At 62.8% G+C, this 23,838-nt stretch carries 23 protein-coding genes; 19 read left to right on the plus strand and 4 right to left on the minus strand.

The window, feature by feature from the left end:
• Window positions 1–215: 215 nt before the first annotated feature.
• Genes D8676_RS06160 through D8676_RS06175 form a run of 4 tightly spaced genes read left to right on the plus strand, consistent with a single transcriptional unit; the run spans window position 216 to window position 3,226 of the window.
• Window positions 216–914, plus strand: a complete 699-nt coding sequence (locus D8676_RS06160) for a fumarylacetoacetate hydrolase family protein (RefSeq protein WP_121579974.1) — start codon at window positions 216–218, stop codon at window positions 912–914.
• Window positions 911–1,528, plus strand: a complete 618-nt coding sequence (locus tag D8676_RS06165) for an RraA family protein (RefSeq protein WP_121579975.1) — start codon at window positions 911–913, stop codon at window positions 1,526–1,528. The genes D8676_RS06160 and D8676_RS06165 overlap by 4 nt, the downstream gene beginning before the upstream one ends.
• Window positions 1,525–2,388 carry an NAD(P)-dependent oxidoreductase gene (locus tag D8676_RS06170; RefSeq protein ID WP_121579976.1) on the plus strand — a complete coding sequence of 288 codons (864 nt, stop codon included), beginning with the start codon at window positions 1,525–1,527 and terminating at the stop codon, window positions 2,386–2,388. Before D8676_RS06165 ends, D8676_RS06170 begins: the two co-directional genes overlap by 4 nt.
• Before the next feature lie 7 nt (window positions 2,389–2,395).
• The gene (locus D8676_RS06175; protein ID WP_121579977.1) at window positions 2,396–3,226 is read left to right on the plus strand and encodes a sulfite exporter TauE/SafE family protein; all 831 of its coding nucleotides are present in this window, start codon (window positions 2,396–2,398) and stop codon (window positions 3,224–3,226) included.
• Window positions 3,227–3,243: 17 nt separating this feature from the next.
• Here D8676_RS06175 and D8676_RS06180 read toward each other — a convergent pair whose 3' ends face one another.
• Window positions 3,244–4,020 (minus strand): LuxR family transcriptional regulator, encoded by a 777-nt coding sequence (locus D8676_RS06180; RefSeq protein ID WP_121579978.1) that lies wholly within the window; start codon window positions 4,018–4,020, stop codon window positions 3,244–3,246.
• Window positions 4,021–4,133: 113 nt separating this feature from the next.
• Here D8676_RS06180 and D8676_RS06185 point away from each other — a divergent pair, with 113 nt between their 5' ends.
• From D8676_RS06185 to msuE, 11 genes are all read left to right on the plus strand, one after another.
• Window positions 4,134–6,278 carry a hydantoinase/oxoprolinase family protein gene (locus D8676_RS06185; RefSeq protein WP_121579979.1) on the plus strand — a complete coding sequence of 715 codons (2,145 nt, stop codon included), beginning with the start codon at window positions 4,134–4,136 and terminating at the stop codon, window positions 6,276–6,278.
• A gap of 13 nt (window positions 6,279–6,291) precedes the next feature.
• Complete coding sequence (locus D8676_RS06190; protein WP_121579980.1) at window positions 6,292–8,487, plus strand: hydantoinase B/oxoprolinase family protein; 2,196 nt, start codon at window positions 6,292–6,294, stop codon at window positions 8,485–8,487.
• Window positions 8,488–8,492: 5 nt separating this feature from the next.
• Window positions 8,493–8,987 (plus strand): acetone carboxylase subunit gamma, encoded by a 495-nt coding sequence (locus tag D8676_RS06195; RefSeq protein WP_121579981.1) that lies wholly within the window; start codon window positions 8,493–8,495, stop codon window positions 8,985–8,987.
• 4 nt (window positions 8,988–8,991) lie between these two features.
• Complete coding sequence (locus D8676_RS06200) at window positions 8,992–9,762, plus strand: glucose 1-dehydrogenase (RefSeq protein WP_121579982.1); 771 nt, start codon at window positions 8,992–8,994, stop codon at window positions 9,760–9,762.
• 2 nt (window positions 9,763–9,764) lie between these two features.
• Window positions 9,765–10,592 (plus strand): SDR family NAD(P)-dependent oxidoreductase, encoded by an 828-nt coding sequence (locus tag D8676_RS06205; protein ID WP_121579983.1) that lies wholly within the window; start codon window positions 9,765–9,767, stop codon window positions 10,590–10,592.
• A gap of 46 nt (window positions 10,593–10,638) precedes the next feature.
• Window positions 10,639–11,580 (plus strand): choline ABC transporter substrate-binding protein, encoded by a 942-nt coding sequence (gene choX, locus D8676_RS06210; RefSeq protein ID WP_121579984.1) that lies wholly within the window; start codon window positions 10,639–10,641, stop codon window positions 11,578–11,580.
• Between the two features lie 427 nt (window positions 11,581–12,007).
• Window positions 12,008–13,024: a taurine ABC transporter substrate-binding protein gene (gene tauA / locus D8676_RS06215; protein WP_121579985.1), complete on the plus strand. Its 1,017-nt coding sequence runs from the start codon at window positions 12,008–12,010 to the stop codon at window positions 13,022–13,024.
• A 75-nt stretch (window positions 13,025–13,099) separates the two neighbouring features.
• The gene (locus D8676_RS06220) at window positions 13,100–13,894 is read left to right on the plus strand and encodes an ABC transporter ATP-binding protein (protein WP_121579986.1); all 795 of its coding nucleotides are present in this window, start codon (window positions 13,100–13,102) and stop codon (window positions 13,892–13,894) included.
• On the plus strand, window positions 13,891–14,739 hold the full coding sequence (locus D8676_RS06225; RefSeq protein ID WP_121579987.1) for an ABC transporter permease subunit: 849 nt from the start codon (window positions 13,891–13,893) through the stop codon (window positions 14,737–14,739). The genes D8676_RS06220 and D8676_RS06225 overlap by 4 nt, the downstream gene beginning before the upstream one ends.
• A 32-nt stretch (window positions 14,740–14,771) precedes the next feature.
• Window positions 14,772–15,941 carry an FMNH2-dependent alkanesulfonate monooxygenase gene (gene ssuD / locus D8676_RS06230; RefSeq protein ID WP_121579988.1) on the plus strand — a complete coding sequence of 390 codons (1,170 nt, stop codon included), beginning with the start codon at window positions 14,772–14,774 and terminating at the stop codon, window positions 15,939–15,941.
• Between the two features lie 11 nt (window positions 15,942–15,952).
• Window positions 15,953–16,513: an FMN reductase gene (msuE, locus tag D8676_RS06235; RefSeq protein WP_121579989.1), complete on the plus strand. Its 561-nt coding sequence runs from the start codon at window positions 15,953–15,955 to the stop codon at window positions 16,511–16,513.
• 95 nt (window positions 16,514–16,608) lie between these two features.
• On the opposite strand, the gene D8676_RS06240 is transcribed toward msuE, so the two are convergent.
• From D8676_RS06240 to D8676_RS06250, 3 genes are read right to left on the minus strand one after another with little or no spacing between them, the layout of a single operon-like run.
• The gene (locus D8676_RS06240; RefSeq protein ID WP_121579990.1) at window positions 16,609–17,208 is read right to left on the minus strand and encodes a UbiX family flavin prenyltransferase; all 600 of its coding nucleotides are present in this window, start codon (window positions 17,206–17,208) and stop codon (window positions 16,609–16,611) included.
• Window positions 17,209–17,210: 2 nt separating this feature from the next.
• Window positions 17,211–18,536, minus strand: coding sequence for a UbiD family decarboxylase (locus tag D8676_RS06245; RefSeq protein WP_121579991.1), 1,326 nt, complete (start codon window positions 18,534–18,536; stop codon window positions 17,211–17,213).
• Between the two features lie 21 nt (window positions 18,537–18,557).
• On the minus strand, window positions 18,558–19,316 hold the full coding sequence (locus D8676_RS06250) for a UTRA domain-containing protein (protein ID WP_121579992.1): 759 nt from the start codon (window positions 19,314–19,316) through the stop codon (window positions 18,558–18,560).
• 285 nt (window positions 19,317–19,601) lie between these two features.
• Here D8676_RS06250 and D8676_RS06255 point away from each other — a divergent pair, with 285 nt between their 5' ends.
• The 4 genes from D8676_RS06255 (at window position 19,602) to D8676_RS06270 (ending at window position 23,830) form a co-directional block, all read left to right on the plus strand.
• Window positions 19,602–21,092 (plus strand): aldehyde dehydrogenase, encoded by a 1,491-nt coding sequence (locus tag D8676_RS06255; RefSeq protein ID WP_121579993.1) that lies wholly within the window; start codon window positions 19,602–19,604, stop codon window positions 21,090–21,092.
• Between the two features lie 108 nt (window positions 21,093–21,200).
• The gene (locus D8676_RS06260; protein ID WP_245426634.1) at window positions 21,201–22,088 is read left to right on the plus strand and encodes an ABC transporter substrate-binding protein; all 888 of its coding nucleotides are present in this window, start codon (window positions 21,201–21,203) and stop codon (window positions 22,086–22,088) included.
• A gap of 120 nt (window positions 22,089–22,208) precedes the next feature.
• The gene (locus tag D8676_RS06265) at window positions 22,209–23,036 is read left to right on the plus strand and encodes an amino acid ABC transporter permease (RefSeq protein WP_245426635.1); all 828 of its coding nucleotides are present in this window, start codon (window positions 22,209–22,211) and stop codon (window positions 23,034–23,036) included.
• Between the two features lie 29 nt (window positions 23,037–23,065).
• Complete coding sequence (locus tag D8676_RS06270; protein WP_121579995.1) at window positions 23,066–23,830, plus strand: amino acid ABC transporter ATP-binding protein; 765 nt, start codon at window positions 23,066–23,068, stop codon at window positions 23,828–23,830.
• Window positions 23,831–23,838 lie beyond the last annotated feature (8 nt).

The following is a 23,838-nucleotide window of genomic DNA, read 5'->3' on the forward strand; positions in this document are numbered from 1 at the left end:
CCTCCCGTTCTTATTCTCCTCCGGACAACGGCGTGGAGCCTGCTGCCCGACAGGAAGATTATACAAATCGTGGTCCATTGCAAAAAGAATATACAAAAATCCAAAATGACGGATTTCATATCTTGATTTTTGACGGTAACCGGGAAAATCTGCACCCGCTCCCGGCGAGGTACCTGCCCGCGATGGGGACGGATTGTAATTCAGGGAGGAAAATCATGGTCTCTTATGCCGTCTCGGCACCACCGCAGGCGCATCTCGACATAACCGGATCGGACGAGAAGTTTCCGGTCAGGCGGATTTATTGCATCGGCAAGAACTACGTCGCTCATATCCGCGAGATGAACGCCGACGAACGGGATCCGCCCGTGATCTTCATGAAGCCGGCGGACGCGGTGGTGAAGAATGGCGGCGAGATTCCCTATCCCGTATTCACCAATAACTTCCACTACGAGTGCGAGCTCGTGGTCGCGCTGAAATCAGGGGGTTACAACATCGCCGAAGGCGACGCCTTCAGGCACATTTTCGGCTATGCGGTCGGCCTCGACATGACCCGGCGGGACCATCAGGCTGCGGCGCTTGCCAAGGGCCTGCCGTGGGAAGTCACAAAATCCTTCGACCGTTCCGCGCCGATCGGGCCGCTCACCCGCGTCGAGGACGTCGGCGTGATGGAATCCGGTCACGTCAAGCTGAAGGTCAACGAGCAAGTGCGCCAGGACGCCGATATCTCGCTCATGATCTGGAAGATCGACGAGATCATCGCCAAGCTGTCCGAGCAGCATGAGCTGAAGGCCGGCGACATCATCATGACCGGCACGCCAGCCGGCGTCGGCGCAGTCGTTACCGGCGACGTCCTCGACTGTTCCGTCGACGGTCTTGCCGACATGCAGGTTCGCGTCGGAGCCAAGGCGGCGTGACACCCGTCGCACGGCTTGCCGCGCTCGGCACGGCGACCGTTGGAGAAGCTGCTTCGTCGGCAAGGATCGTCGACCTGCCGCTCCGTCCGCTCGCGCCGGGCATGGTCGCGGCCGGGACGGCACTGACGGTGCGCTGCCACCCGGGCGACAACCTCGCGCTGCATCGCGCGATCGCCGCCGCTGTCCCGGGCGACATCCTGGTCGTCGACTATGGCGGCAGCACCGCGAGCGGTCCATTCGGCGAGATCATGGCGCTCGCCTGCCAGTTGCGTGGCATAGCCGGGATGGTGATAGACGGCTCGGTGCGCGACAGTGTGAGCATCGCCGCACTTGGCTTTCCCGTCTTCTGCCGCGGCCTAGACATACGCGGCACCTCGAAGCTCGATCCCGGCCGGGTCGGCGAAACGATCACGCTGGGATCGGTGGAGATCCGCCGGGGTGATGTCGTGGTCGCCGATACGGATGCGGTCATCGTCCTGCCGCCGGAGGCCGTCGCCGACGCGGTTTCAGCCGGCGAGGTTCGCGTGGCCAGGGAGGCCGCCATGATGGAGCGCTTGCGTTCGGGGGAGACGACGTTGCAGATACTCGGGCTCGAAACGGGGGAGCAGCAATGAGCACCGTCGGAATTGCCGGCGCCGGCAGGATGGGCACCGCTTTCGCCCGCCGCCTGATCGAGACAGGTCATACGGTCCTCGTCTGGAACCGCACCCCGGCGCGGACCGCGGATGCCGCCAAGGCCGGCGCCGGAGTTGTCTCCAGCCTGGCGGCGCTAGCGGCCGCCGACACGATCCTGATTTCGCTGACCGACGCCAGGGCGGTCGAGGCCGTGGTCGACGGCCTGCTGGCGGCGGGCATTTCCGGGCGGCTCGTCGTGGACATGTCGACGATGTTGCCTGACCAGACCCGGCCGATCGCGGCGAAGGTCGTCGCGGCCGGCGCGGACTTCGTCGATTGTCCGGTCGGCGGCACGGTTGCGCCGGCCCTGAAGGGACAGCTTCTCGGCATGGCCGGCGGAACCGAGGCAGCGTTTTTGCGGGCAAAGCCCGTTCTCGACCAGCTTTGCCGCCGCGTCGAGCATCTCGGACCTGCCGGCTCCGGCGCGCAGATGAAGCTCGCCATCAACCTGCCGCTGGCGCTCTACTGGCAGACGCTCGCCGAGGCGTTGGCGATGCTCAAGGGCTCGGGCATATCGAACGAGATGGCGGTCAGCCTCATCGCCGACAGTTCCGCCGGGCCGACAGTGCTGAAGAACCGCGCGCAGGTGGTCGTCGATACGCTGGCCGGGACCGACCAGCCGGGAACCTTCGATATCGCCGGCTTGAGCAAGGATCTCAACCTTGCGCTGGCGTGGGCGCAGACCGGCGGCCACGCGCTGCCCCTCTCCGGCGCTGCCCGCGAGAGCTATGAAAGGGCGCTCGCGGACGGTCTTGGGCGTTTCGACGGCGCGAGCCTCACGCGATTTCTGTTGAGGTAGCCAGAGCTTGCAAGTTCTCTCCGATCCAGCGACCCTTTTCACGCTCGTCGCGGCGCTTGTCGTCGCCGGCGCGGCGATCGGCTTCCTCGCCGGCCTCTTCGGCATCGGCGGCGGCGCGATCTCCGTTCCTGTGTTCTTCGAGATATTCGGAATTCTAGGCTACCAGCCCGACGTCGCCATGCCGCTCGCCGTCGGCACGTCGCTTGCCGTCATCATTCCGACCTCGATCAACTCGGCGATGGGGCACTACAAGCGGGGAACGGTCGACACCGACCTGCTTCGCGTCTGGATCGTGCCGGTGCTGGTCGGCGTCCTCGCCGGCGCGGCGATCGCCCGCTATGCCTCGCCTGAGGTTTTCCAGGGCGTCTTCATCCTGGTCGGGGTCGTCAATGCAGCAAAGCTGCTGTCCGGCGGCAAGGGGTGGCGGCTGCGCGAGGAACTGCCGTCGCGCGGAGTGCTCCGCCTCTACGGCGCGGTGATCGGCCTCGTCTCCGCGCTGATGGGCATCGGCGGCGGCGCCGTCTCCAATCTTGTGATGACCCTGCACGGCGTCCAGATCCACCGTGCCGTGTCGACATCGGCCGGCGTCGGGGTGTTGATCGCGATACCCGGGACGCTGGGCTACATGGCGGCCGGTTACGGCCGTCCCGACCTGCCGCCCGACGCCATCGGCTTCGTCTCGCTCGCGACCTTCGCCCTGACCATCCCGACGTCGCTGCTGACGACCCGTTTCGGCGTCGCTCTGGCGCATGCCCTGTCGCGGCGCGCGCTGGAAACGGCTTTCGGCCTGTTCCTCCTCCTCGTCTGCATCCGCTTCGCCTGGGACATGTTCGCCTAGCCGGCGATCGACTTCGCCTAACCCGCGATCGATTCAAAGAACTGCAGGAACAGTTCGCGCTCGGTGGTGATATCGAGCTTCTCGTAAATTCGCCTGCGATGGTTCTTGACTGTCCCCACGGTGATTTCCATGCGCTGTGCGATCGCCGCAGTCGGATGCCCGGCAAGAATCAACTCCACGAGCTCTTTCTCGCGCGCGCTCAAATCAAGCCAGAGGCCAGGCGGGATGCTTGTCTCCTTTCGGGGTAGCGCGCCCAGGCCATCCCGCGCCCTGCTCCGGGCGAAACCAGGGCCCCGCGCCTTGATGTCGAGCGCGTGCAGGGCTGCGAATACCGGGAAACGCTGCACCAGTTCCTGGATCTCGTGATCGCGGAACGGCTTTGCCGATCGATCCAGGAATATGCCGAGGCACCAGTCGTCGCCGTCCTCGAGGATAACGCCTACTTCGTCGCAGATTTCGGATTGTGCAAGGAACTCGGCCATGTACTGGCCGCGCTTGACCTCGTCGTCGGCCAGCGTCCTCAGCGGAATGATGCCCAGCCGCCGTTCGCGCCGCCAGCAGGCGTAGAACGGGTCGAAGACATAGTAGCGATCGAGGTACCGCTCGACCAGGCGATCAGAGAACCGGCGATGCTTCACGAACTCCGGAATCTTCGTCGTCGAATACCGGGTGACGGTGACGAAATCATGCGGCACCTCTGCCGAGATCAGATCGATGAGACGATCGACGTGCTCGTCGGTCCCGGTCGCCGAGACGGCGCTTGCCATCGCTTCCCATGTCTTTTCGCCAGGCATGGCCAGTTGTTGGCTATCCATCGGACCCCGTCATTGTGCCTTTAGGCATATGGCGCGATCCCGGGAAAAGAATCTAGCCTCCCCGCCGTCATAGATGTTCTGGAAGGCGACCCGTGGACCAGCTCACTGTCACCCAGCCTATCGTGATCGGCATCGACGCCGGCGGCACGATGACCGACACCATCCTCGTCGACAGCAACGGCCACTTCAAGATAGGCAAGTCGGCGACAACCCCCATGGATGAGGCCGAAGGATTCCTCGCCTCGGCCGAAGACGCCGCGGATGCCTGGGGCATCTCGCTGGAGAGCCTGTTTTCAGGTGTCGGCGTCGTCCTCTACTCCGGCACCGGTATGCTCAATACGCTCCTGTCACGGACGGGACGCAAGCTCGGCCTCATCACCACCAAGGGCCTTGAGGACATGATCCTCATGGGTCGGGGGCTCCAGGCGTGGGCGGACTATTCCTATGCGGATCGCCTCCATGCCGTCACCCACGCGCACCCGGACCCGCTGGTGCCTCGCCGGCGCACGCACGGCGTCACCGAACGCGTCGACCAGTTCGGCGACATCATCCTGCCGCTCTACGAGCACGAGGTTCACGCTGCCGCGAAAAAACTGATCGCCGACAAGGTCGATGCGATCTGCATCATGACCGTGTTTTCACACGTCAACCCGACGCATGAGAAACGCATCGCGGAGATCTGCCGCGAGGAGATCAGGGCGGCCGGCGCAGACATGCTCGTCTACACCAGCCATGAGGTGCGGCCTGTCATCCGTGAGCAGTCGAGGCTGAATTCGGTCCTGATCGAGGCCTACGCAACCTCTCGCGGCCGCAAGCAGCTGAAAGGCATCGAGGACGTCTCGAAGAAGTACGGCTTCAAGTACGGGGTGCAGACCCTGCTTTCCTTCGGCGGCCTGACCTCTATCGACCACCCCCGGCTGCACGAGACGATGATCTCCGGACCGATCGGCGGCATCCTCGGTGCCGCCTATGTCGGCAAGCTGATCGGCAACGACAGCCTGATCTGCTCGGACATGGGCGGCACGTCCTTCGACATGGGCGTCATCACGCGAGGCCAGACGCGGATCGAAAACGAGCCGCTGATGGATCGCTTCAAGCTGAACGTGCCGACGCTGCATCTCGACACGATAGGCGCCGGCGCGGGCATGATCCTGAAGGTCGATCCGCTGACGAAGAAGGTCTCTCTCGGTCCGGAGAGCGCCGGCTCCGATCCCGGCCCGATCTGCTTCGCAAAGGGCGGAACCGAACCGACGATCGCCGACTGCGACGCGATTTTGGGAAGGCTCAATCCCGACTATTTCCTCGGCGGCAAGGTCAAGCTCCAGGTCGAGAAGGCAAGGAAGGCATTCAAGGAGAAATGCGCCGACGTGCTGGGCGTTGGTCTGGAGGAGGCCGCCGAGGGCATGATCGACATGCTCGAAGCCGACGCCAACAACGCGCTTCGCCGGGTCATCTCGAGCCAGGGCATCCATCCTTCCGAGTTCACGCTCCTTTCCTACGGTGGCTCCGGACCGCTTCACTTGGCCGGATGCTCGCGCGGCATCGGCTTCAACGACATCATCACGTTCCAGTTTGCGGCCGCCTTCTCCGCATTCGGCTGCACGACGGCCGACTTCATGCGCCGGCACTCGGTATCGACCCAGATCGATATCGGCTCGCGGGCGAACGATGGCGAGTTGGAAGGTTTCGGCGAGCGCGTCACAGCAGTCTGGAACGATCTGACGAAAGCCGCCGTGGACGAGATGATCGCGGACGGACATGCCCGCGAGAAGATCAAGACCATCCCCTTCCTGATGATGCGCTACACGGGGCAACTGGAGGATGTCGAGGTCATGGCCCCGCTGTCCGAAATCCGTTCGGTCGAGGACATGCGCAAGGTGCTTGCCGAGTTCGAGGCGGTGTACGCCAAGGTCAACCACCGCGTCTCGCGCTACGGCGAGGCCGGGTACTCGATCACCGAGCTCGGATTGATCGCGACGGCCGACAAGGTGAAGCCGGTCCTTGTCAAGCGCCCCCTCGGAAAGCCGGATCCGTCTTCGGCCCACAAGGGCGTCCGCGAAGCCTATATCGGCGGTCGCTGGCACAAGGCGAACCTCTACGAGATGGATCTCCTCCAGCCGGGCCACGAAGTCATCGGCCCGGCGATCATCGAACATCCCGCGACCACTCTCGTCGTGCATCCCAAGGATCGCGTCACGGTCGACGAGTGGACCCTCCTTCATTACTCCCATGCTTGAAAAGGCGAGTACGATGCTGGACAAACCCGCCTCCACGCTGCGCATCCGCGAACGCCTGCTCGAATCCGAGCGGCTGATGGAAGAGACCGGATGCTATGACGGCATCACCGAACTGGAACTGCGCAACCAGGACCCGCTGAAGTTCGAGACGCTTCACACGAAGCTTCGCGCCTACTGCGTCTCGGCCCGCGAGATGGCCCGACGCATCTCGGCATCGCCAGGCGTTCGCGAGGTCGGCGAGATGGTCGTCGCGATCTACACGCCGGAGGGAGACGCGATCGCGCTTTCCAACGGCATCATGGTTCACGTTCACACGATGAGCCGCTTCATCAAGTGGATGATCCGCAACGGCTACGAGGACAATCCCTGCATCCGCGACGGCGACATCTTCGCCAACAACGATGCTTTCATCGGGACCGTCCAGGTGCCCGATGTGATGGACGTTGTCCCTATCTTCCATTCCGGAAAGCTGGTCGGCTGGGCAGGCGCGGTCTGTCACGAACTGGAGGCCGGCGGCATCACGCCCGGCGGCGACGTCGCGCTGGCCCAGGAGCGATTCACGGAAGGGCTCTTCGTTTGCGCCGAGAAGGTCGGCGAGAACGACGAGCTTCGCCGGGACTACGTGATCCGCTGCGAGCGCAATTTGCGCATGCCGATCTACTGGGTTCTCGACGAGAAGGCGAAGGTCGCATCCTGCATCGATATGCGCGAGAGCGTGAAGGCGCTTATCGACGAGGTCGGCCTCGACTACTGGATGAAGATCTCGAAAGAGTTCATCGAGGAAGGCCGCCGCGCGCAATTGGCCCGCTCCCGCCAACTCACTGTTCCGGGCATCTATCGCGGCCACACGTTCTACGGCCATGTGACCGCAGGCAAACCCGGCTATCAACCGCTTGGCGATCCCGACTGGCTCTACAACATGCCTATCGAGATGGAGATCACCACGGACGGCAAGATCATCATGGATTTCGAGGGCACGCAGCCCTGGGGCTTCCATTCGATGAACTGCACCCCTGCCGGCATGGATGGCGGCATGTTCGTGACGCTGACCCAGCACATGAACTTCGAGGGCCTTGTCAACGACGGCGCCTGGATGGCGACCGAGTTGAAGCTGCCGAAAGGAACCTGGACGAACCCGGATAGCGAGATGGCGGCGACGGCCACGTCCTGGGCGCTTCTACTTCCCGCCTATGGCGTGTTCCAGCGACTTCTGTCGCGCTCCTTCATAGCACGCGGCTTTGTGGAGGAAGCATTCGTAGGGCAGGTCAACTCGCCGATGATCGAGATGGGCGGGACGAGCCAGTACGGCACTCTGTTCGGCATGGCGCATTTCGAGTGTGCGGCGGCAGGTTCGGGTGCTCTTGCCATCAAGGACGGGCTCGATACCGCCTATGTCGGGTGGAACCCCGAATCCGACATGGGCAATATCGAGATCTGGGAGCAGAACATGCCGATGCTCTATATCGGCCGGTCGATCGTCCCCAACTCCGGCGGCGCCGGCAAGTATCGGGGCGGCTGCTCGTTCCTCTCGACCTGGCTGGTCAGCAAGACCGACCATCTCCGGTTGGTCACCTCCGAGCATTCTTCCAGAGTGTTCGACAATGGCGGCATGTGCGGCGGCTATCCGGCGCCGACTTGCCAGAAGCACCGTGCAGTCCGCAACTCGAACATCTTCGAGCTCGCCGGGAAGGGCGCTCCGCTGGCGCACCACACCGGGACCAACCCGCACCGTTCGGAATTGGAACTCCGGCTCGAAGGTGAACATGTCACCGTGGAGGGGCCCTACATCACGGCTCCTCACAAGACCGGCGATGTATTTACCCACTCCTACAACGGTGGCGGTGGATATGGCGACGTTCTCGAGCGCGATCCTGTAAAGACCGCCTGGGACGTCGAGAACGGGTTCCTCACCAAGGAAGCCGCGGAAGGCGTCTTCGGCATCGTTCTCGACGAAGATGCCGACGGCTTCCCGGTCGCGAACCTCGACGCGACCAAGCGGCATCGCGCCGGCATGCGCGCCGAGCGCCTCGCCAAGGCTCGGCCGGTTTCCGACTGGATCGCCTCTCAGCGGAGTCGTGTCGAAGCTGCTGCATTCGCCCCTGAAGTGAAGAAGATGTACGCGAGTGCCATTAAGCTCTCGCCGCGTTTCACCAAGGATTTTTCGGATTTCTGGCAGGTCGACGCGAAGGCGGCCTTCGGGGTGGAGTGACGGACATGAGCTCGTACAGCAAGGAAGTGATCGCCGATCTCGTCGCCGGAACCCTGCCATGGCCGCAGACACGACGCGTCATGAGCGCGTACAAGGATGACGACCGCTTCTTCAAATATGTCGCCGTCCTCCAGGACAGGGTGGAGTGGAAGGATCCTATACTGCTGCCCGTCAGCGACCACCTGTTCATCTGCCAGAGCGGCGACGAACGCGTCACCAAGTGCGAATGCGGGCACTCCTTCGGCGACTACCGGAAGAACTGGAAGCTGAAAGCCCACATAATCGTGCGCGACACCGAAGAATCGCTGCGGGAGATCTACCCCAACAGCGACCTTCCCGATCCGGAATGGATGGAGATCCGGGAATTCATCTGTCCCGAGTGCGGCACGCTGCACGAAGTCGAAGCCGCCGCTCCCGGCTACCCGATCGTCCACGATTTCGAGCCGGACCTCGAAGGGTTTTACCGGGACTGGTTGAAGAAGCCGCTGGGCGGGGAGTGACGGTATGGCGCGGGTCAGCGGGAAGGTAGCGTTGATCACCGGAGCGGGAATGGGGCTCGGCAGGGCCACCGCTCTCCTGCTGGCCAGGGAAGGTGCGACGCTCGCCATCTCCGACATCAACCCGGAAGCCGGGGCGGAAACGGTTGAGTTGATCCGCCAGGCCGGTGGCCGTGCCTTTTTTCAGAAGCATGACGTATCCGACCCGGATGCCTGGACCTCCGTGCTCAAGGCCTTCGAGGAAGAATTCGGGCGGCTGGACGTGCTGGTGAACAATGCCGGAATAGCGATCGCCAAAAACGTTGAGGAGACGACGCTGGAAGAATGGCGGCGCACCATGGCGATCAACTCCGACGGCGTCTTCTTCGGGTGCAAGTACGCCATCCCGTTGATGGCCCGTTCCGGCGGTGGCTCGATCGTGAACCTTTCCTCCATCGACGGCATCATCGGCGAGGCCGACCTTGCGGCGTACTGCGCCAGCAAGGGCGCAGTACGCACGCTGACAAAGGCGGTGGCGGTCCACTGCGCCGAGAAGCGGTACGGCATCCGCTGCAACTCGATCCACCCCGGCTACATCTGGACCCCGCAAACGGAAAACTACCTGCGGGATCTGGGCAAGCTCGACGAACAGAAGGCGAGGGCGCTTTCCCGGCACCCGATCGGCTATCTCGGGGAACCGAACGACATCGCCTACATGGTTCTCTACCTCGCCTCCGACGAATCCAAGTTCGTCACCGGAGCCGAGATGGTTGTTGATGGCGGCTACCTGATGGTGTGACGATGGCTTCTCTTTCCGGACGCAGTGCTATCGTAACCGGGGGCCTGACCGGTCAGGGGCTGGCCATCGCGCATGAACTCGCGAAAGCGGGGGCCAGTGTTGCCGTCGGCTCCTATGTCGGCGAGGCCGCCGGACGGCAGGGTGATGCGGCAGCCTATCCCGAGCCGACGGAAGTGTCCGACGTCCGCGACGCATTGAACAGTTACGGCTCAAAGGTCTTTGCCGGACATCTCGATGTACGCGACACGCCGGCGATAAAGCGGTTCATCGCAGATGCGGAAGCTCATTGCGGACCGGCCGACATCCTGGTGAACGCCGCCGGCACGACGGCCGAGCAGCCTGTATCCGGCCATCCCGACGATCTCTGGCTCAAGATCATCGACACAAATCTCAACGGCGCTTTCCGAATGACCCGAGAGCTTCTCCCGGGCATGATCGCGCGCCGGTGGGGACGCATCGTCAACATAGGCTCCACCGCCGCCACGGTCGGCTGGAAGGACAATCCCGCCTACTGCGCCTCGAAGTCGGGGCTGCTCGGCCTGACGAAGTGCGTCGCTCTGGAGGGTGCGTCCCACGGCGTGACCTCGGTGATGGTCAGCCCGACCTGGGTGGAGACCGAGCTCATGCGCCGGAACGTCGCGCAGGTCGTCGCCCGTGACGGAAGCGGTCGCACCCTCGAAGACGCGATGGCCGATATCGCTGCCCAAAACCCACAACAGCGCCTGATACAGCCAACCGAGATTGCCGCCCTCGTCGCCTTCCTGTGCAGCGAGGCGGCGAAAGGCATCACGGCTGAAAACATACAGATCACTGGCGGAGCGCTCTGGTAGCGCCCTGCCGGTGTCTTCAAAAACCAAAAAAGAAGGAGAGGGAACAATGCGCAGTGCAGTCATCACCACCTTGGCATTCACCTTCATTGCGCTGGGGGCGGCGCGAGCCGCGGAGCCGGCCAGTTGCAAGAAGGTCCGGCTTTCCGACCCCGGCTGGACGGACGTCACCGCCATCACTGCCACTGCGTCGGTGATTCTCGAAGCGCTCGGCTATGAGACCGAAGCCCAGATGCTGTCGATCGACGTCACTTACGCCAGCATGAAGAACAAGGACATCGACGTCTATTTCGGCGACTGGCAGCCGAGCACCGCCGCGAACCGCCAGCCTTATCTCGACGACAAGTCCATCGAGGTGGTGAGCACGAACTTGACCGGAGCGAAATATACCCTGGCGGTCCCCCGCTACACCGCGGAAGCCGGAGTGAAGGACATCGCCGACCTGTCCAAGTTCGCCGACAAGTTCGGAAAGAAGATCTACGGCATCGAGCCCGGCAATGACGGCAACCGGCTGATCGGCGAGATGATCAAGTCCGGCAAGTTCAGGCTGGAGGGATGGGAGGTCGTGGAATCCTCGGAGTCAGGCATGCTCTCGCAAGTGGAGCGCGCCGTCGCACGGCAGCAATGGATAGCCTTCCTTGGCTGGGCTCCCCACCCGATGAACGCCCGTTTCCCGATGGAATATCTTTCCGGCGGCGATGACTATTTCGGACCGAACTACGGCGGCGCCGAGGTCCACACCGATATCCGTGCCGGTTACGGCGCCGAATGTCCGAACGTCACGAAGTTTGCCACCAACCTCAAATTCACGGTCGACATCCAGAACGAACTGATGGGCAAGGTCATCGAGGATGCGAAGGACCCGAAGCCGGTCGCGAGAACCTGGCTCAAGGCCAATGAAAATCTGATCGGACCGTGGCTGGAAGGTGTGACGACGTATGACGGCGGCGACGCGAAAGCAGCGGTGGCTGCGGCCTTGGACGGTGATTGATCCCAGGCTGCCTCGCCGCCGCGCCGACGGCCACAGCAGCCCATCTTCAGGTTGCACAGGGATCATGCTGCGCGCTGAAATGTCTGCTTTCAGGATATAGCAGGCCAGCCCTGATCGGCGGCATAGAGCCAGGCATGCCGGTCTGGCTCGGAATGTGCCAGTTGGCGATGCCGCCAGATGTCTCGGTCATCGAGACTGCTTCACGGATTCTGCAATCAGACATTGTTGGTCAGAGATCCTCAATTCTCCGGCGCAACACGCCTGTGGCAGGGAGAGGAAATCAACGAACATCGATTTTTCGCAAGGCGATGATATTTCGCAAAATCATCCCTCTCCAGTAAGTCTACAAACTTCATAGAGTTTACCCGCCGGCGATTTCCGCACGGCCTCGAGGCAAGAAGAGCCTCATGCGAAAAGGGGTAGACTTATGAAGAAGCTTCTCGTGGCCGCCCTTGCAGGGCTCTCCTTTGCCATGTCGCTTTCGGCTGCCAGCGCGGCCGAAGACAAGAAAGTGGTTATCGCCTACCAGACTGGTTCGGTGCCATACTTCGTCGGCATCGCCAACGGCGACTTCGCCAAGAAAACCGGGTGGGACATCGAGTTTCGCCGGTTCAACTCGGGCGCTGAAATCTTTGCCGCCATCGCTTCCGGCGACGTGCAGATCGGCGATGTAGGCTCCAGCCCCTTTGCCGCTGCGGTGAGCCGGGGCGTCGACGTCAAGGGCTTCTTCATCTCCTTCGTGTCCGGCGACGGCGAGGCGCTGGTTGTGCGTCCCGATATCCAGACGCCGGCTGACCTCAAGGGCAAGAAGCTCGCTGCCGCGCCCGTTTCGACCGATCACTACCAGTTGCTGGCCGTGCTCAAGCAGGAAGGAATCTCAGAGAGCGAGGCCCAGGTCATCGCCATCCCGCAGCCGGAAATCGTCGCGGCATGGAAGCGCGGCGACATCGACGGCGCCTTCGTTTGGGATCCGGCGCTGACGGAGCTGAAGAAGGACGGCAAGGTGCTGCTGACATCGGGAGAGGTCGCCAAGCGTGGCGCGCCGACCTTCAGCGCGATCGTCGCAACCGGCCCTTTTCTTCAGGAGCATCCGGACTTCATCACGCAATACGCTGATCTGGTCGACGGCTATTTCCGCTCCTATGCCACCGACGCCGCCGCCTGGAGCGCCGACTCCGAGAACGTCAAGCTGATCTCGAACCTTCAGGGCGGCACCCCGGAGAATGTCGTCGAGCAGCTGAAGGCGACGGTCGGCGTGCCGACGCTCGACGAGCAGACGTCCGACAAGTGGCTCGGCGGCGGCGAGAACAGCGGCGTCGCGAAAATCCTGAAGGACACGGCCTACTTCCTCAAGGATCAGAAGAAGATCACGGCCGTCAAGGACAGCTACGGCGAGTTTGCCGATCCCCAGTACGCCGAAGCGGCCAAAACCCTGTCGAACTGATCTGCCTTCCAGGGCTTGAAACGAGGACGCGGCCGGCCACCGGTCGGCTCGCGTCCTCCAGATGCGGAGAAGTTCATGCTTCAGGTTCGCGAAGCCAGCGTTGTCTTTCCGGCGTCCGACGGCAGCGACGTCCAGGCGTTGGACCGGGTGTCCCTCGACCTTCACAAGGATTCCATCGTGGTGGCCGTGGGCGCTTCCGGCTGCGGCAAGTCCACCCTTCTCAACGCGGTCGCCGGTTTCTTGCCGCTGACCGAAGGTTCGATCACGCTGGATGGAGAGCGGATCGAAGGTCCTGGCGGAGATCGCGGGGTCGTCTTCCAGAAGGACACGCTGCTGCCCTGGGCGTCGGTCCTCGACAATGTCGCGCTCGGCCTCAGATACCAGGGCGTTGCGAAGCGGGAGCGTCACCAGCAGGCGCGCGAGCTTCTCGGCCTCGTCGGGTTGTCGGAATTCGGGGACAAGCCGCCCTATGAACTCTCGGGCGGCATGCGCCAGCGTGTCGGAATAGCCCGTGCGCTCGCCACCGATCCGAAAATGCTGCTCATGGACGAGCCGTTCGGCGCGCTGGACAGCCTGACGCGCGAGACGATGCAGCAGTTGCTCGCCAGGATCTGGGCGCGGACCGGAAAGCAGGTGCTTTTCATCACACATTCGATCGAGGAAGCGCTGCTTCTCGGCACTATGATCGTGGTCATGTCGCCGCGGCCGGGCCGGATCGTGGCGCGTTTCGATGCCGACTTCGTGCGCGACTTCGCGAACTCCGGCGAGATCGGGCCAATCGTTTCGCAGCCGCGTTTCGTCGCGCTGCGTGAGGAGATCCGGGCTCTTATCCACAACCCTCCCGTTTCCAAACATGGAGCGCTGCAATGACTGTTACGGCAGACCTTCCGCTCGATCTTGCGCCTGCGGTCCGCAGGCGCGCAGGGGCTCGGCCGGCAAAGCCGCTTCGCGAGAAGGGCACGGCCCTCATCGGTTTCGCAACCTTCGCGGCGTTGGTCGGGTTCTGGTTCGCGGCCAGCCACTTCCAATGGGCCTCGCCGCTTTTCCTGCCGTCACCCGCCGAAGTCGCCACCCAGCTGCGGATCGTTGCTGAAGACGGCTACGCCGGTGGAACGCTTGTCACCCACCTGGGATCGAGCTTGTGGCGCATTGGCATGGCGCTGGCGCTTGCGATTGTGATTGGTGTTCCGCTCGGCCTTGCCATGGGCATGAACCGATGGGTACGCGGCGTCTTCAGCGTTCCGATCGACCTCTATTGGGGCTTGCCGCCGCTCGCCTACCTGCCGCTGCTGATCATCTGGCTGGGCATCGACGAGACGTCGAAGGTGCTGCTGCTTACGCTCGCGACCTTCGCACCGGTGTGCTTTTCCGCCCAGGCCGGCGTTCGCTCGGTGCCGGCCGAGCGCATGAACGCAGCCCGCTCGCTCGGCGCCGGCCGCTTGCAGCTGTTCAGCACGATCATCCTGCCGTCCGCCTTGCCGGAGATATTGACCGGCCTGCGCATCGCCATCGGCGCGGGGCTGGCGACGCTGGTCGCGGCAGAGCTGATCGCGGCGAGGTCGGGCGTCGGCTACATGATCATGTCCGCCGCGAACTTTCTCGCCACCGACATCGTCTTCGTCGGCCTCATCGTCATCGCCGCTCTCGCTTTCAGCCTCTCCACCGGCATGCGCTGGCTGGAGCGCCGGCTCGTGCCCTGGAAGGGCAAGATCTGATCCTGAATTCCACGCCAGAAAGGAACGCCCAAATGTCCAAAGCACCTGACATCTACTGGTATCTCCCCACGCATGGAGACGGCCCTTATCTTGGGACCGACGAACGCCATCGCCCGGCGACGCTGGGCTATCTGAGCGAGATCGCCAGGGCCGCCGACCGGTTCGGCTTCAAGGGCGTGCTTTTGCCGACGGGAACACGTTGCGAGGATGCCTGGATCATCGCGGCCGCGTTGATCCCGCAAACCCGGGACTTGCGCTTCCTGGTCGCGCTGAGACCGGGCAGCGGAACGCCGGCGCTGTTCGCACGCCACGCAGCGACCCTCGACCGCATCTCGGGTGGCCGCGTCCTGGTCAATGTGGTCACCGGCGCCGATCCTGCCGACCTGGCAGGCGACGGCAACACGCTGTCGCATGACGAGCGTTACGCCCAGACCGATGAGTTCCTGACCATATGGCGGCGGATATTGTCGGGTGAGCCGGCGGACTTCGAAGGCAAGTATCTGTCCGCCCACGGCGCAGACCTTTCCTTTCCGCCGGTCCAGCGGCCGCATCCACCGCTGTGGTTTGGCGGATCGTCGGACGCAGGCATCGAGGTCGCTGCCAAGCATATCGACGTCTATCTGAGCTGGGGCGAGCCCGTCGAGCAGCTCAAGGAGAAGTTCGAGCGAGTGCGCGCGCGAGCCGCCGCGTTGGGGCGCAGCATACGCTTCGGCCTGCGCATCAACCTGATCGTGCGGGAGACCGAAGAGGAGGCCTGGGCCGCCGCCGATCGCCTCATCAGCCGCGTGACCGATGACATCATCGCCGAGGCGCAGCACCAGTTCACAAAAGTGTCGGAATCCGTCGGCCAGAAGCGGATCTCTGCGCTTCATCAGGGCCGCCGCGACAAGCTCGTGGTCGGGCCGAACCTCTGGGCCGGCCTCGGCCTGGTGCGTGGCGGGGCGGGGACGGCGCTCGTCGGCAGCGCCGAAAACGTCGCGGCGCGTATCCGGGAATATCAGGAGATCGGCGTCGAGACCTTCATCACCTCGGCCTATCCACACCTGGAGGAAATCTTCAACGTCTCCGAGTTGCTGTTCCCGGCCCTTGGCATCGAAGGCGAGGCAGCGCCCGCCGAACGGGGTTGGGACCTCGAGTTCGGTCGAGGGGGTGGCGCACCCGGTGTCGTCGCTTCGCTTCCACGACAGCAAGCTGCCGGCTGAAGGAGGCTGTGATGTCGCATGCGACGGTAATCGGGTTCTCGGGAAACATCAGCCGACCCTCCAAGACGTTTGCCTTCGTCGATCATGTTGTGCAGGACGTTGCCAGGACCACGGGCCTGACGGGGCGTACATACGACATCGAAGATCTCGGTGCGTCGCTGCTGCAGGCCCGTCGAGCGAGCGAACTCGACGGGCAGGCACAAGGCATATTCGAACAGATTGTCGGGTCGGACATCCTGGTCGTGGGATCACCGACCTACAAGGGAAGCTACACCGGGCTGTTCAAGCACTTTTTCGACCTCGTCGAGCCGGCAGCCTTGCGAGGCAAGCCGGTGGTGCTCACGGCCACCGGCGGCGGCGATCGCCACGCCTTGATAGCCGAGCATTCGCTCCGACCCCTCTTCGGTTTTTTCGAGGCGCTTACCTTGCCCACCGCGATCTACGCATCGGAGCGTGATTTTGCAGGCGGCAAAATTGTCTCCGACGCCGCGCTTGGGAGAGTATCACAGGCGGTTGGCCAAGCAGCGGCGGCACTGAAGTCCACCGGCGGCTTTGCACTCGCCGCCGAGTGAGAATGATCGTGCCTGATAGGGCTGGCGGTTAGAGGCGGCTATGAATCTCGGGCAGCCGAACGGCCTCGTTCAAGAAGCCCGAAGAACTGTCTCTCTTATTCCGGGAGCAGCGTGTCGCGCAGGCCCTCTTTGAGGCCGCCCCACCGCTTGACGGCGCCCGTGTCGATGTCGAAGAGGTCCAGCGCCCGGGCGACGGAATGGCTGACGACTTCGTCAAGGCTCGCCGGCTTGGCATAAAAGGCCGGCACGGGCGGCATGATTATCGCGCCCATCTGCGTGAGGCGCACCATCGTTTCCAGATGCCCGAGATGAAGAGGCGTTTCGCGGACCATCAGGACGAGGCGGCGCCGTTCCTTGAGCACGACGTCGGCAGCGCGGCTCATCAGCGTCGAGGTGACCCCGGTGCTTATCTCCGACATGGTCCTCACCGAACAGGGTGCGACAAGCATCCCCATGGTGCGGAACGACCCCGACGCGATCGTCGCGCCGACATCGGACACCGGATGGATGACGTCGGCGAGCCCGTCCAGGTCGGCCTTGTGCAGGCCGAGCTCCTGATGAAGCGTCAGCATGGCCGAGCGGGAGACCACGAGATGCGTCTCGACGCCTGCGGATCGGGCGAGCTCCAGCGCCGCGAGACCGTACGCTGCCCCTGATGCGCCGGAGATACCGATTATGAGCCGCCGCGACGTCATTGTTACCTGCCTGGGAACCAGTCTTCGGATCGAACCTGATCGGCCATACGAAGCCGCTTGCGTTCGAATTCCGGCTCTCTCCCCCATGGTTTGGTGGCGTCCACGAGAAGACGGCCCCAATGGTCCTTCTTTTCGTCCCGGTAGAATGACGGCGTCTCCGGTATGATCATCATGCTTTTGTCAGGCCGGCAACGCGTGAGAATGGCCCACTGGACGTCGTCCATGTCGTAGATATTGACGTCGGTGTCGACGACGGTGATCTGTTTTGCCCATATCGGCTCCGCCCCGATCGTGGCGAGCATCACCTGGCGTGCATGGCCTTCGAACTGGGGTTCGATCTGGACGATAGCATGGTTGACGAAAGGCTGGCAGGTGACGTTGACGATGCCGGGCAACGCCGCCGACAGCCGCTGATAGATATTCGCCGACACCGAAAGCTCGAGCGTGAGCACCTCTTCCGGCGAGCCGCAGAGGATCGAGTGGAAGATAGCGTCCTTGCGCACGGTGACGCCGAGAACCTCGAACACGGCGTTGGGCCCCACGGGGACATAGTAGCCCATGAACTCGCCGAAGGGACCTTCCGGGCGCCGCTCGTTGGGCAGGAAGCGCCCTTCGATGACGACCTCGGTTTCGGCCGGCACTTCCAGATCGATATGGTTGCATTTGCGCATCGCGATCGGGCGCCCGCGCAGGCGCGCCGCCACCTCGAGCTCGTCGACATCGTAGGGCAGGGGGGCTGCCGCGGTCAGGAAGGCATGTGCTGGCGGGCCGATAAGCATGGCCGCCTCGAGCGGCTTGCCCATCTTTTCGGCCTTCTCGTGATAGATCGTGAGATGATGGCGGGGAGCGAGGCGGCAGCGCAGCTCGCTGTCGCTGATATACATGGAGCGATGGTAGGACAGATTGCCGACGCCGGTCTCGGGGTCCTTGGCGATGAACATGGCCGAGGTGAAATAGGGAGCCCCGTCCTTGTCGGAATAGGTGATCAGCGGCAGGTCTGACAGCTTGACCTCATCGTATTCCGGGAGGTCCGTCGCCGGGACGAGCGGTTCCTTCAGTTCCGACGAGCCCAACGAAGCAAGCTTGCTCCATTGCCGGCAGAAGTCGCCGGCGTCGATGCCGATGACCTCGCCCAGGCGCTCGCGGGTGCTGTAGACGTTGCTGATGACGGGAAACCGCGTCCCCTTCACATTGGTGAACAGAACCGGCTTGGCCCACTTCTTCTGCGCCAGCTGGGTCACGGCGGCAAGCTCATGAGCCGGATCGATCTCGCGGTCCACCCGCAAGACGTCCCCTCGCTCCTCAAGCTTGCGGATGAACTCTCTCATGAAATCCTCCTGGGCGGAAAATCAGCGGCCCTTTCCGGGCATGCTGAGAATGCGATTGGTGCGCGCTTCGTGGGTCGAGCGCAGGCGATAGCGGTCGCCGGGATAGATGAAGCGGCTGCGGGTGACCGGGATCCCGTCGCGCCATGTGGAACGGTCGAGCAGCAGGCAAGGCTGGTTCCCGTCGATCTGCAGGTAGTTCCGCACGTCCTCATCCGCACGGATTGCGCGAATGGTGTTGTCGATCGTCGTCACGGTGGTCTCGCGGAGAAGCCAGTTGTGCGGCGTTACGTTGGTGAAATCCTGTTCGATGTAGCCGGGCGCCTCCGCACCGTTCACATACCGATCCTCGAGCTGGATCGGGGTCCCGTCTTCCAGATGGATGAGCCGGGAAAAGAAGACGACGTCTTCCGGCGGCAGTTGGAGCATGTTCCGGCCGGGGCTGTCCTTCCCGAGTATCGCGTGTTGCAGCACGCGGCAGGTGTGAGCTCCGCCCGAGAAGGAAATCTCCTCGGTGATGTCCGGCAGGCTGAATATCGCGCACTGCATTCTTGGCCCGATGACGAACGTGCCCCGGCCTTGAATCCGCACCAGCAGGCCGTCGGCCTGCAGTTCGCGCAACGCTCTTCGTACAGTCAGCCTGGAGGCGCCGAACTCACCGGCGAGATCGCCTTCGGAAGGCACCTGGAAATTGGCGGGCCATTCCTCGGTCTCGATACGCCGATCGATCACGGTCTTGATCTGTTCGTAGAGGGGAAGCTCTGAATTCACTGGTCGATCCATAGTGATATCATTATCCACATAAAACACTCATATCAATCCCGTTGGGAAATCAACCCGGGCTTGCCGTCACTGCCCTGCAGAATTGTGATTCACTGCCGTTTTCCCCAGGATCGCAGCGTTTCTGCCAAAAAAGCACAACATTATAAGTCGCTCAAAACCATTCTGTTGACAGCTAAAAAAATATCAGTTTCATTCCAAACCAATATCACTTTGCACCCGAATGCATGAAGAAGCGAATCCTCGCGTCGGATTTTGGGGTGCGGCTACCAAGCTTTTGGAGGAAATATGCCGACCGAGAATTTGCCGAAGCTAGCGATGTATATCGGCGGCGAATGGGTGGCCCCCGCTTCCGGCGAATATCTGGAAACGATCGATCCTTTCACGGCAAAGCCTTGGGCTCTGGTGCCTCGCGGCAACGCTGAAGATGCCGACCGGGCCATTCAGGCCGCGCATAACGCGTTCACAAACGGCCCGTGGCGCACGATGCATCCAAGCCTTCGTGGCCGCGTCATTCAGCGTTTTGCCGAATTGATCGAGGAAAACGCCGATGCGCTGGCTGAAATTGAGGTGCGCGACAATGGCCGGTTGCTGGCCGAGATGCGGCACCAGATCCGCTACATTCCGCGCTGGTATCACTATTATGCAGGCCTGGCGGACAAGATCGAGGGCGCGGTTCACCCCTGCGACAAGAACGCGTTGAGCTTCTCGCGGCACGAACCGCTCGGCGTCTGTGTCGGCATCGTGCCCTGGAATGCGCCGCTGTTCCTGTTTTCGCTCAAGGCGGCGCCGGCTCTGGCGGCAGGCTGCACGCTGGTGATGAAGCCGGCGGAGTATACGTCGGCGACCGCGCTCAAGCTCATGGAACTGGTGGAAAAGGCCGGCTTTCCGCCGGGCGTCATCAACGTCGTGACCGGCTTTGGACCTGAGGTAGGCGAGCCGTTGGTGACGCATCCGCTCGCCCGCCACGTGGGCTTCACCGGATCCACGCGCACCGGCGCGCATCTCTATTCACTGGCAGCCAAGGACATCAAGCGCGTCAGCCTGGAACTCGGCGGCAAGTCTCCCAACATCGTTTTCGACGATGCCAATCTGGACAATGCCGTGCGCGGCGTCGTCGGCGGTATTTTCGGCGCCGTGGGTCAGACCTGCATTGCCGGGTCGCGTCTCCTGGTCCATCGCAAAGTGCAGGACCAGTTCCTCGAAAAGCTGACGGCGTTCACCAAGACCGCACGCATTGGCGACCCGAAACATGCCGACACGCGGATCGGCCCGATCGCCAACTCGATGCAGTACGAGAAAGTACTGGGCTACATCGACATTGCCGTGCAGGAAGGCGCCGATCTCGTCCTCGGTGGCAAGCGTCCCGACATCGCCGAATGCGAAGCGGGTTATTTCGTCGAGCCGACGATCTTTGCGGGCGTCAACAACGACATGCGCATCGCCCGCGAGGAGGTGTTCGGTCCGGTGCTCGCCACCATCGCCTTCGACGAGCCTGAAGAAGCCATTGCGATCGCGAATGACAGCGAATTCGGCTTGGCGGCAGGCGTCTGGACCGCGGACATGCGTCGCGCGATCCTGATGTCCGAGCGCCTGGAGGCCGGCAGCGTCTGGGTCAACACCTATCGGGACGTTTCATACACCACACCCTTCGGCGGGTACAAAAAGAGTGGCATCGGCCGCGAGAACGGCATCGAGGGTATCCGGGAGTTCTTGCAGACCAAGGCTGTCTGGCTCTCGACCGCTGAAGAGATTGCGAACCCCTTCGTCATCGGCTGATCGGCGAAGGGTCCGACGACCGGACTGTGGACCGGTGTCGGACCGAATGAAGACCAAATCCCGGCTGTGAGCCGACAGCCGGACCGGATCAACAATGGGAGTATCGTTATGAAGAAGAGTGATGAATACCGGCGCGGCAAGATCGGCGCCACGCTGGCAATAGCCCTGCCTGGCCTCTTGCTGGCGGCTGGCGCCGTTCACGCCCAGAGCGCGGCCGACCTCCTGCCCCAGAAATATCGCGACGCGGGCGTCATCAACCTGGTGACGGACGCCAAATATCCGCCGTTCCAGTACATCGACGACGCCGGGAAGATGGTCGGGTTCGAGGTCGATCTTTGGGATGCGATCGCAGAGCGGCTGAACGTGAAGGTGGAAGTGACGTCGGTGGCCTTCGACTCCATGATCCCCGGCGTTCAGTCCGGCCGGTGGGACATTTCCATGGAAGGCATCACCGATAACGCCGAGCGTCAGGCGGTCGTGAGTTTCGTCGACTACGGTTACACGACCTCGTCGGCCTATGTGCTGGAATCCAAGGGCGCGGAGATCAACGATCATCTGGCGCTTTGCGGCCTGAAGGGCGCGGCGCAGAGCGGAACCGAATGGGTCGGCATGATCACGGCCGAGATGGCGGCGGCCTGCAGCGAGGCGGGAAAGCCGGCGCCGACGGTTTCCGAATTCGGAACTTCGGACGCGACGCTTCTGTCCGTCTATTCGGGGCGCACCGACTTCGTGCTGACGTCCGCGGCGTCCGCCCAGGAAATCAAGAAGGCAGCGCCGAACCCGGTGAAGGTCGTGCCGATGCCGATCCTGCCGCGCAAGCCGAGCGGAATTGCCTTCCGCAAGAATGAAGAGGATCTTGGCAAGGCTCTGCTGGCCGCGCTCAAGGAGGTCCGCGCGGATGGCACCTATGACAAGATCTATGCCACCTGGAACGTCGAACCCATGAAGATGGAACACGAGCCGGGCATCAACCTCGAGACCGTCCCGACGAAATAGTGCCGACGGGCCGGCGGTTGATACCGTCGGCCCTTTTTCCTGCACAATCACCGAGCGCCCATGTCCCTAGTCAAGCAAGATGATCGGGAGCCCTCCGGCTCTCACCAGTCGGACGAACCAATGCTGACTTACGTCCCCGCCCGCGCCTGGGGAACCCGTGTGGCCGCGGTGATGCTGTCGTTGGCGGTGGTGTATTTTCTGGTTTCCATCGCCGGAAACGCGAACTTCGGCTGGGCTGTCGTCGGGGAATACCTGTTCGACGCCCGCATACTTTCCGGCTTCTATCTCACCATCTGGCTGACGCTCGTCACGATGGTTATCGGCGTCGTGCTGGGGACGGTTTTTGCCGTCATGGCGATGTCCGGAAACGTCGTGATCTCGACGGTTGCCAACGCCTATATCTGGTTCTTCCGCGGGACGCCGGTCCTCGTCCAGCTGATCTTCTGGTACAATCTGGGCGCGCTGTTCCCTGAACTGTCCCTGGGCATCCCCTTCACCGACTGGGGCGTCTCGGTTCCTACCAACACCCTCATCTCGCCGATCACCGCAGCGGTGCTCGGGCTGGGCCTCAATGAAGGGGCCTACATGTCCGAGATCATCCGCAGCGGCCTGCTTGCGGTCGACCCGGGCCAGCGCCAGGCCGCGACTTCGCTGGGTATGACGGCGAGGAAAGCACTGTGGCGCATCGTGCTGCCGCAGGCAATGCCGGTGATCATCCCCCCGACGGGAAATCAGACGATCGGCATGCTGAAGACGTCTTCGCTGGTCAGCGTGATTTCGCTCTCGGACCTGCTTTATTCGGCCCAGACGATCTATTCCCGCAACTTCCAGACCATTCCGCTGCTGATCGTCGCCTGCCTGTGGTACCTTTTCGCGACGACCATCCTGAGCTGGCTGCAAAGCCGCATCGAACGGCATTTTGCCCGCTCTCGCAACACATCGACATGATGCACTTTTCACCAGAGAACCGGCAAACCATGCACGCTCCCATGATTGTGTTCGACCGGGTGTCCAAGAATTTCGGCAACCTGCCTGTTCTGCGCGATATCAACCTCACAGTGTCCGCAGGCGAGGTCATCAGCCTGATCGGACCGTCGGGGTCCGGCAAATCGACGCTGCTGCGCTGTGTCAATCACCTCGAGCGGATCGACAGCGGCAGCGTGACGGTCGATGGGGAGCTGATTGGCTACAGGCGCGCCGGCAATCACGCCCACGAGCTGCCGGAAAAGCTGATTGCCAAGCAACGCGCCCGCATCGGAATGGTCTTCCAGAACTTCAATCTGTTCGGCCACAAGACCGCGCTCGAAAATGTGATGGAAGCGCCCGTTCATGTGCTGCGCATTCCGCGCGAGGAGGCCAAGGAGCGGGCGATCCAACTGCTCACCCGGGTCGGGCTCTCCGACAAGATGCAGAATTACCCACGCATGCTTTCCGGCGGGCAGCAGCAACGCGTCGCCATCGCCCGTGCGCTGGCCATGAAGCCGAAGGTCATTCTCTTCGACGAGCCGACCAGCGCTCTCGATCCGGAACTGGTCGGCGAAGTGCTCGAAGTGATGCGCGACCTGGCCTCGGATGGCATGACGATGATGGTCGTCACACACGAGATGTCGTTCGCGCGCGAAGTGTGTCACCGCATAGCGTTCATGGAGGGAGGCAGGATCGTCGAATGCGGCAAGCCTGCCGAGGTTCTCGACAATCCCGCTTTTGAACGGACGCGGGCGTTTCTCTCCAGGGTGCAATGACGCGGCAT

Origin of the sequence: Mesorhizobium sp. YM1C-6-2 (genome assembly GCF_003666685.1) — a bacterium.
Classification (GTDB): domain Bacteria; phylum Pseudomonadota; class Alphaproteobacteria; order Rhizobiales; family Rhizobiaceae; genus Mesorhizobium_K.

Bases quoted from the DNA above. Each gene is read 5' to 3' on its own strand.
- D8676_RS06160 (WP_121579974.1), top strand. From the start codon at position 216: ATGGTCTCTTATGCCGTCTCGGCACCACCGCAGGCGCATCTCGACATA.
- D8676_RS06170 (WP_121579976.1), top strand. From the start codon at position 1,525: ATGAGCACCGTCGGAATTGCCGGCGCCGGCAGGATGGGCACCGCTTTC.
- D8676_RS06180 (WP_121579978.1), bottom strand. From the start codon at position 4,020: ATGCCTGGCGAAAAGACATGGGAAGCGATGGCAAGCGCCGTCTCGGCG.
- D8676_RS06190 (WP_121579980.1), top strand. From the start codon at position 6,292: ATGCTGGACAAACCCGCCTCCACGCTGCGCATCCGCGAACGCCTGCTC.
- D8676_RS06195 (WP_121579981.1), top strand. From the start codon at position 8,493: ATGAGCTCGTACAGCAAGGAAGTGATCGCCGATCTCGTCGCCGGAACC.
- D8676_RS06200 (WP_121579982.1), top strand. From the start codon at position 8,992: ATGGCGCGGGTCAGCGGGAAGGTAGCGTTGATCACCGGAGCGGGAATG.
- D8676_RS06205 (WP_121579983.1), top strand. From the start codon at position 9,765: ATGGCTTCTCTTTCCGGACGCAGTGCTATCGTAACCGGGGGCCTGACC.
- choX (WP_121579984.1), top strand. From the start codon at position 10,639: ATGCGCAGTGCAGTCATCACCACCTTGGCATTCACCTTCATTGCGCTG.
- tauA (WP_121579985.1), top strand. From the start codon at position 12,008: ATGAAGAAGCTTCTCGTGGCCGCCCTTGCAGGGCTCTCCTTTGCCATG.
- D8676_RS06220 (WP_121579986.1), top strand. From the start codon at position 13,100: ATGCTTCAGGTTCGCGAAGCCAGCGTTGTCTTTCCGGCGTCCGACGGC.
- D8676_RS06225 (WP_121579987.1), top strand. From the start codon at position 13,891: ATGACTGTTACGGCAGACCTTCCGCTCGATCTTGCGCCTGCGGTCCGC.
- ssuD (WP_121579988.1), top strand. From the start codon at position 14,772: ATGTCCAAAGCACCTGACATCTACTGGTATCTCCCCACGCATGGAGAC.
- msuE (WP_121579989.1), top strand. From the start codon at position 15,953: ATGTCGCATGCGACGGTAATCGGGTTCTCGGGAAACATCAGCCGACCC.
- D8676_RS06240 (WP_121579990.1), bottom strand. From the start codon at position 17,208: ATGACGTCGCGGCGGCTCATAATCGGTATCTCCGGCGCATCAGGGGCA.
- D8676_RS06245 (WP_121579991.1), bottom strand. From the start codon at position 18,536: ATGAGAGAGTTCATCCGCAAGCTTGAGGAGCGAGGGGACGTCTTGCGG.
- D8676_RS06250 (WP_121579992.1), bottom strand. From the start codon at position 19,316: ATGGATCGACCAGTGAATTCAGAGCTTCCCCTCTACGAACAGATCAAG.
- D8676_RS06255 (WP_121579993.1), top strand. From the start codon at position 19,602: ATGCCGACCGAGAATTTGCCGAAGCTAGCGATGTATATCGGCGGCGAA.
- D8676_RS06260 (WP_245426634.1), top strand. From the start codon at position 21,201: ATGAAGAAGAGTGATGAATACCGGCGCGGCAAGATCGGCGCCACGCTG.
- D8676_RS06265 (WP_245426635.1), top strand. From the start codon at position 22,209: ATGCTGACTTACGTCCCCGCCCGCGCCTGGGGAACCCGTGTGGCCGCG.
- D8676_RS06270 (WP_121579995.1), top strand. From the start codon at position 23,066: ATGCACGCTCCCATGATTGTGTTCGACCGGGTGTCCAAGAATTTCGGC.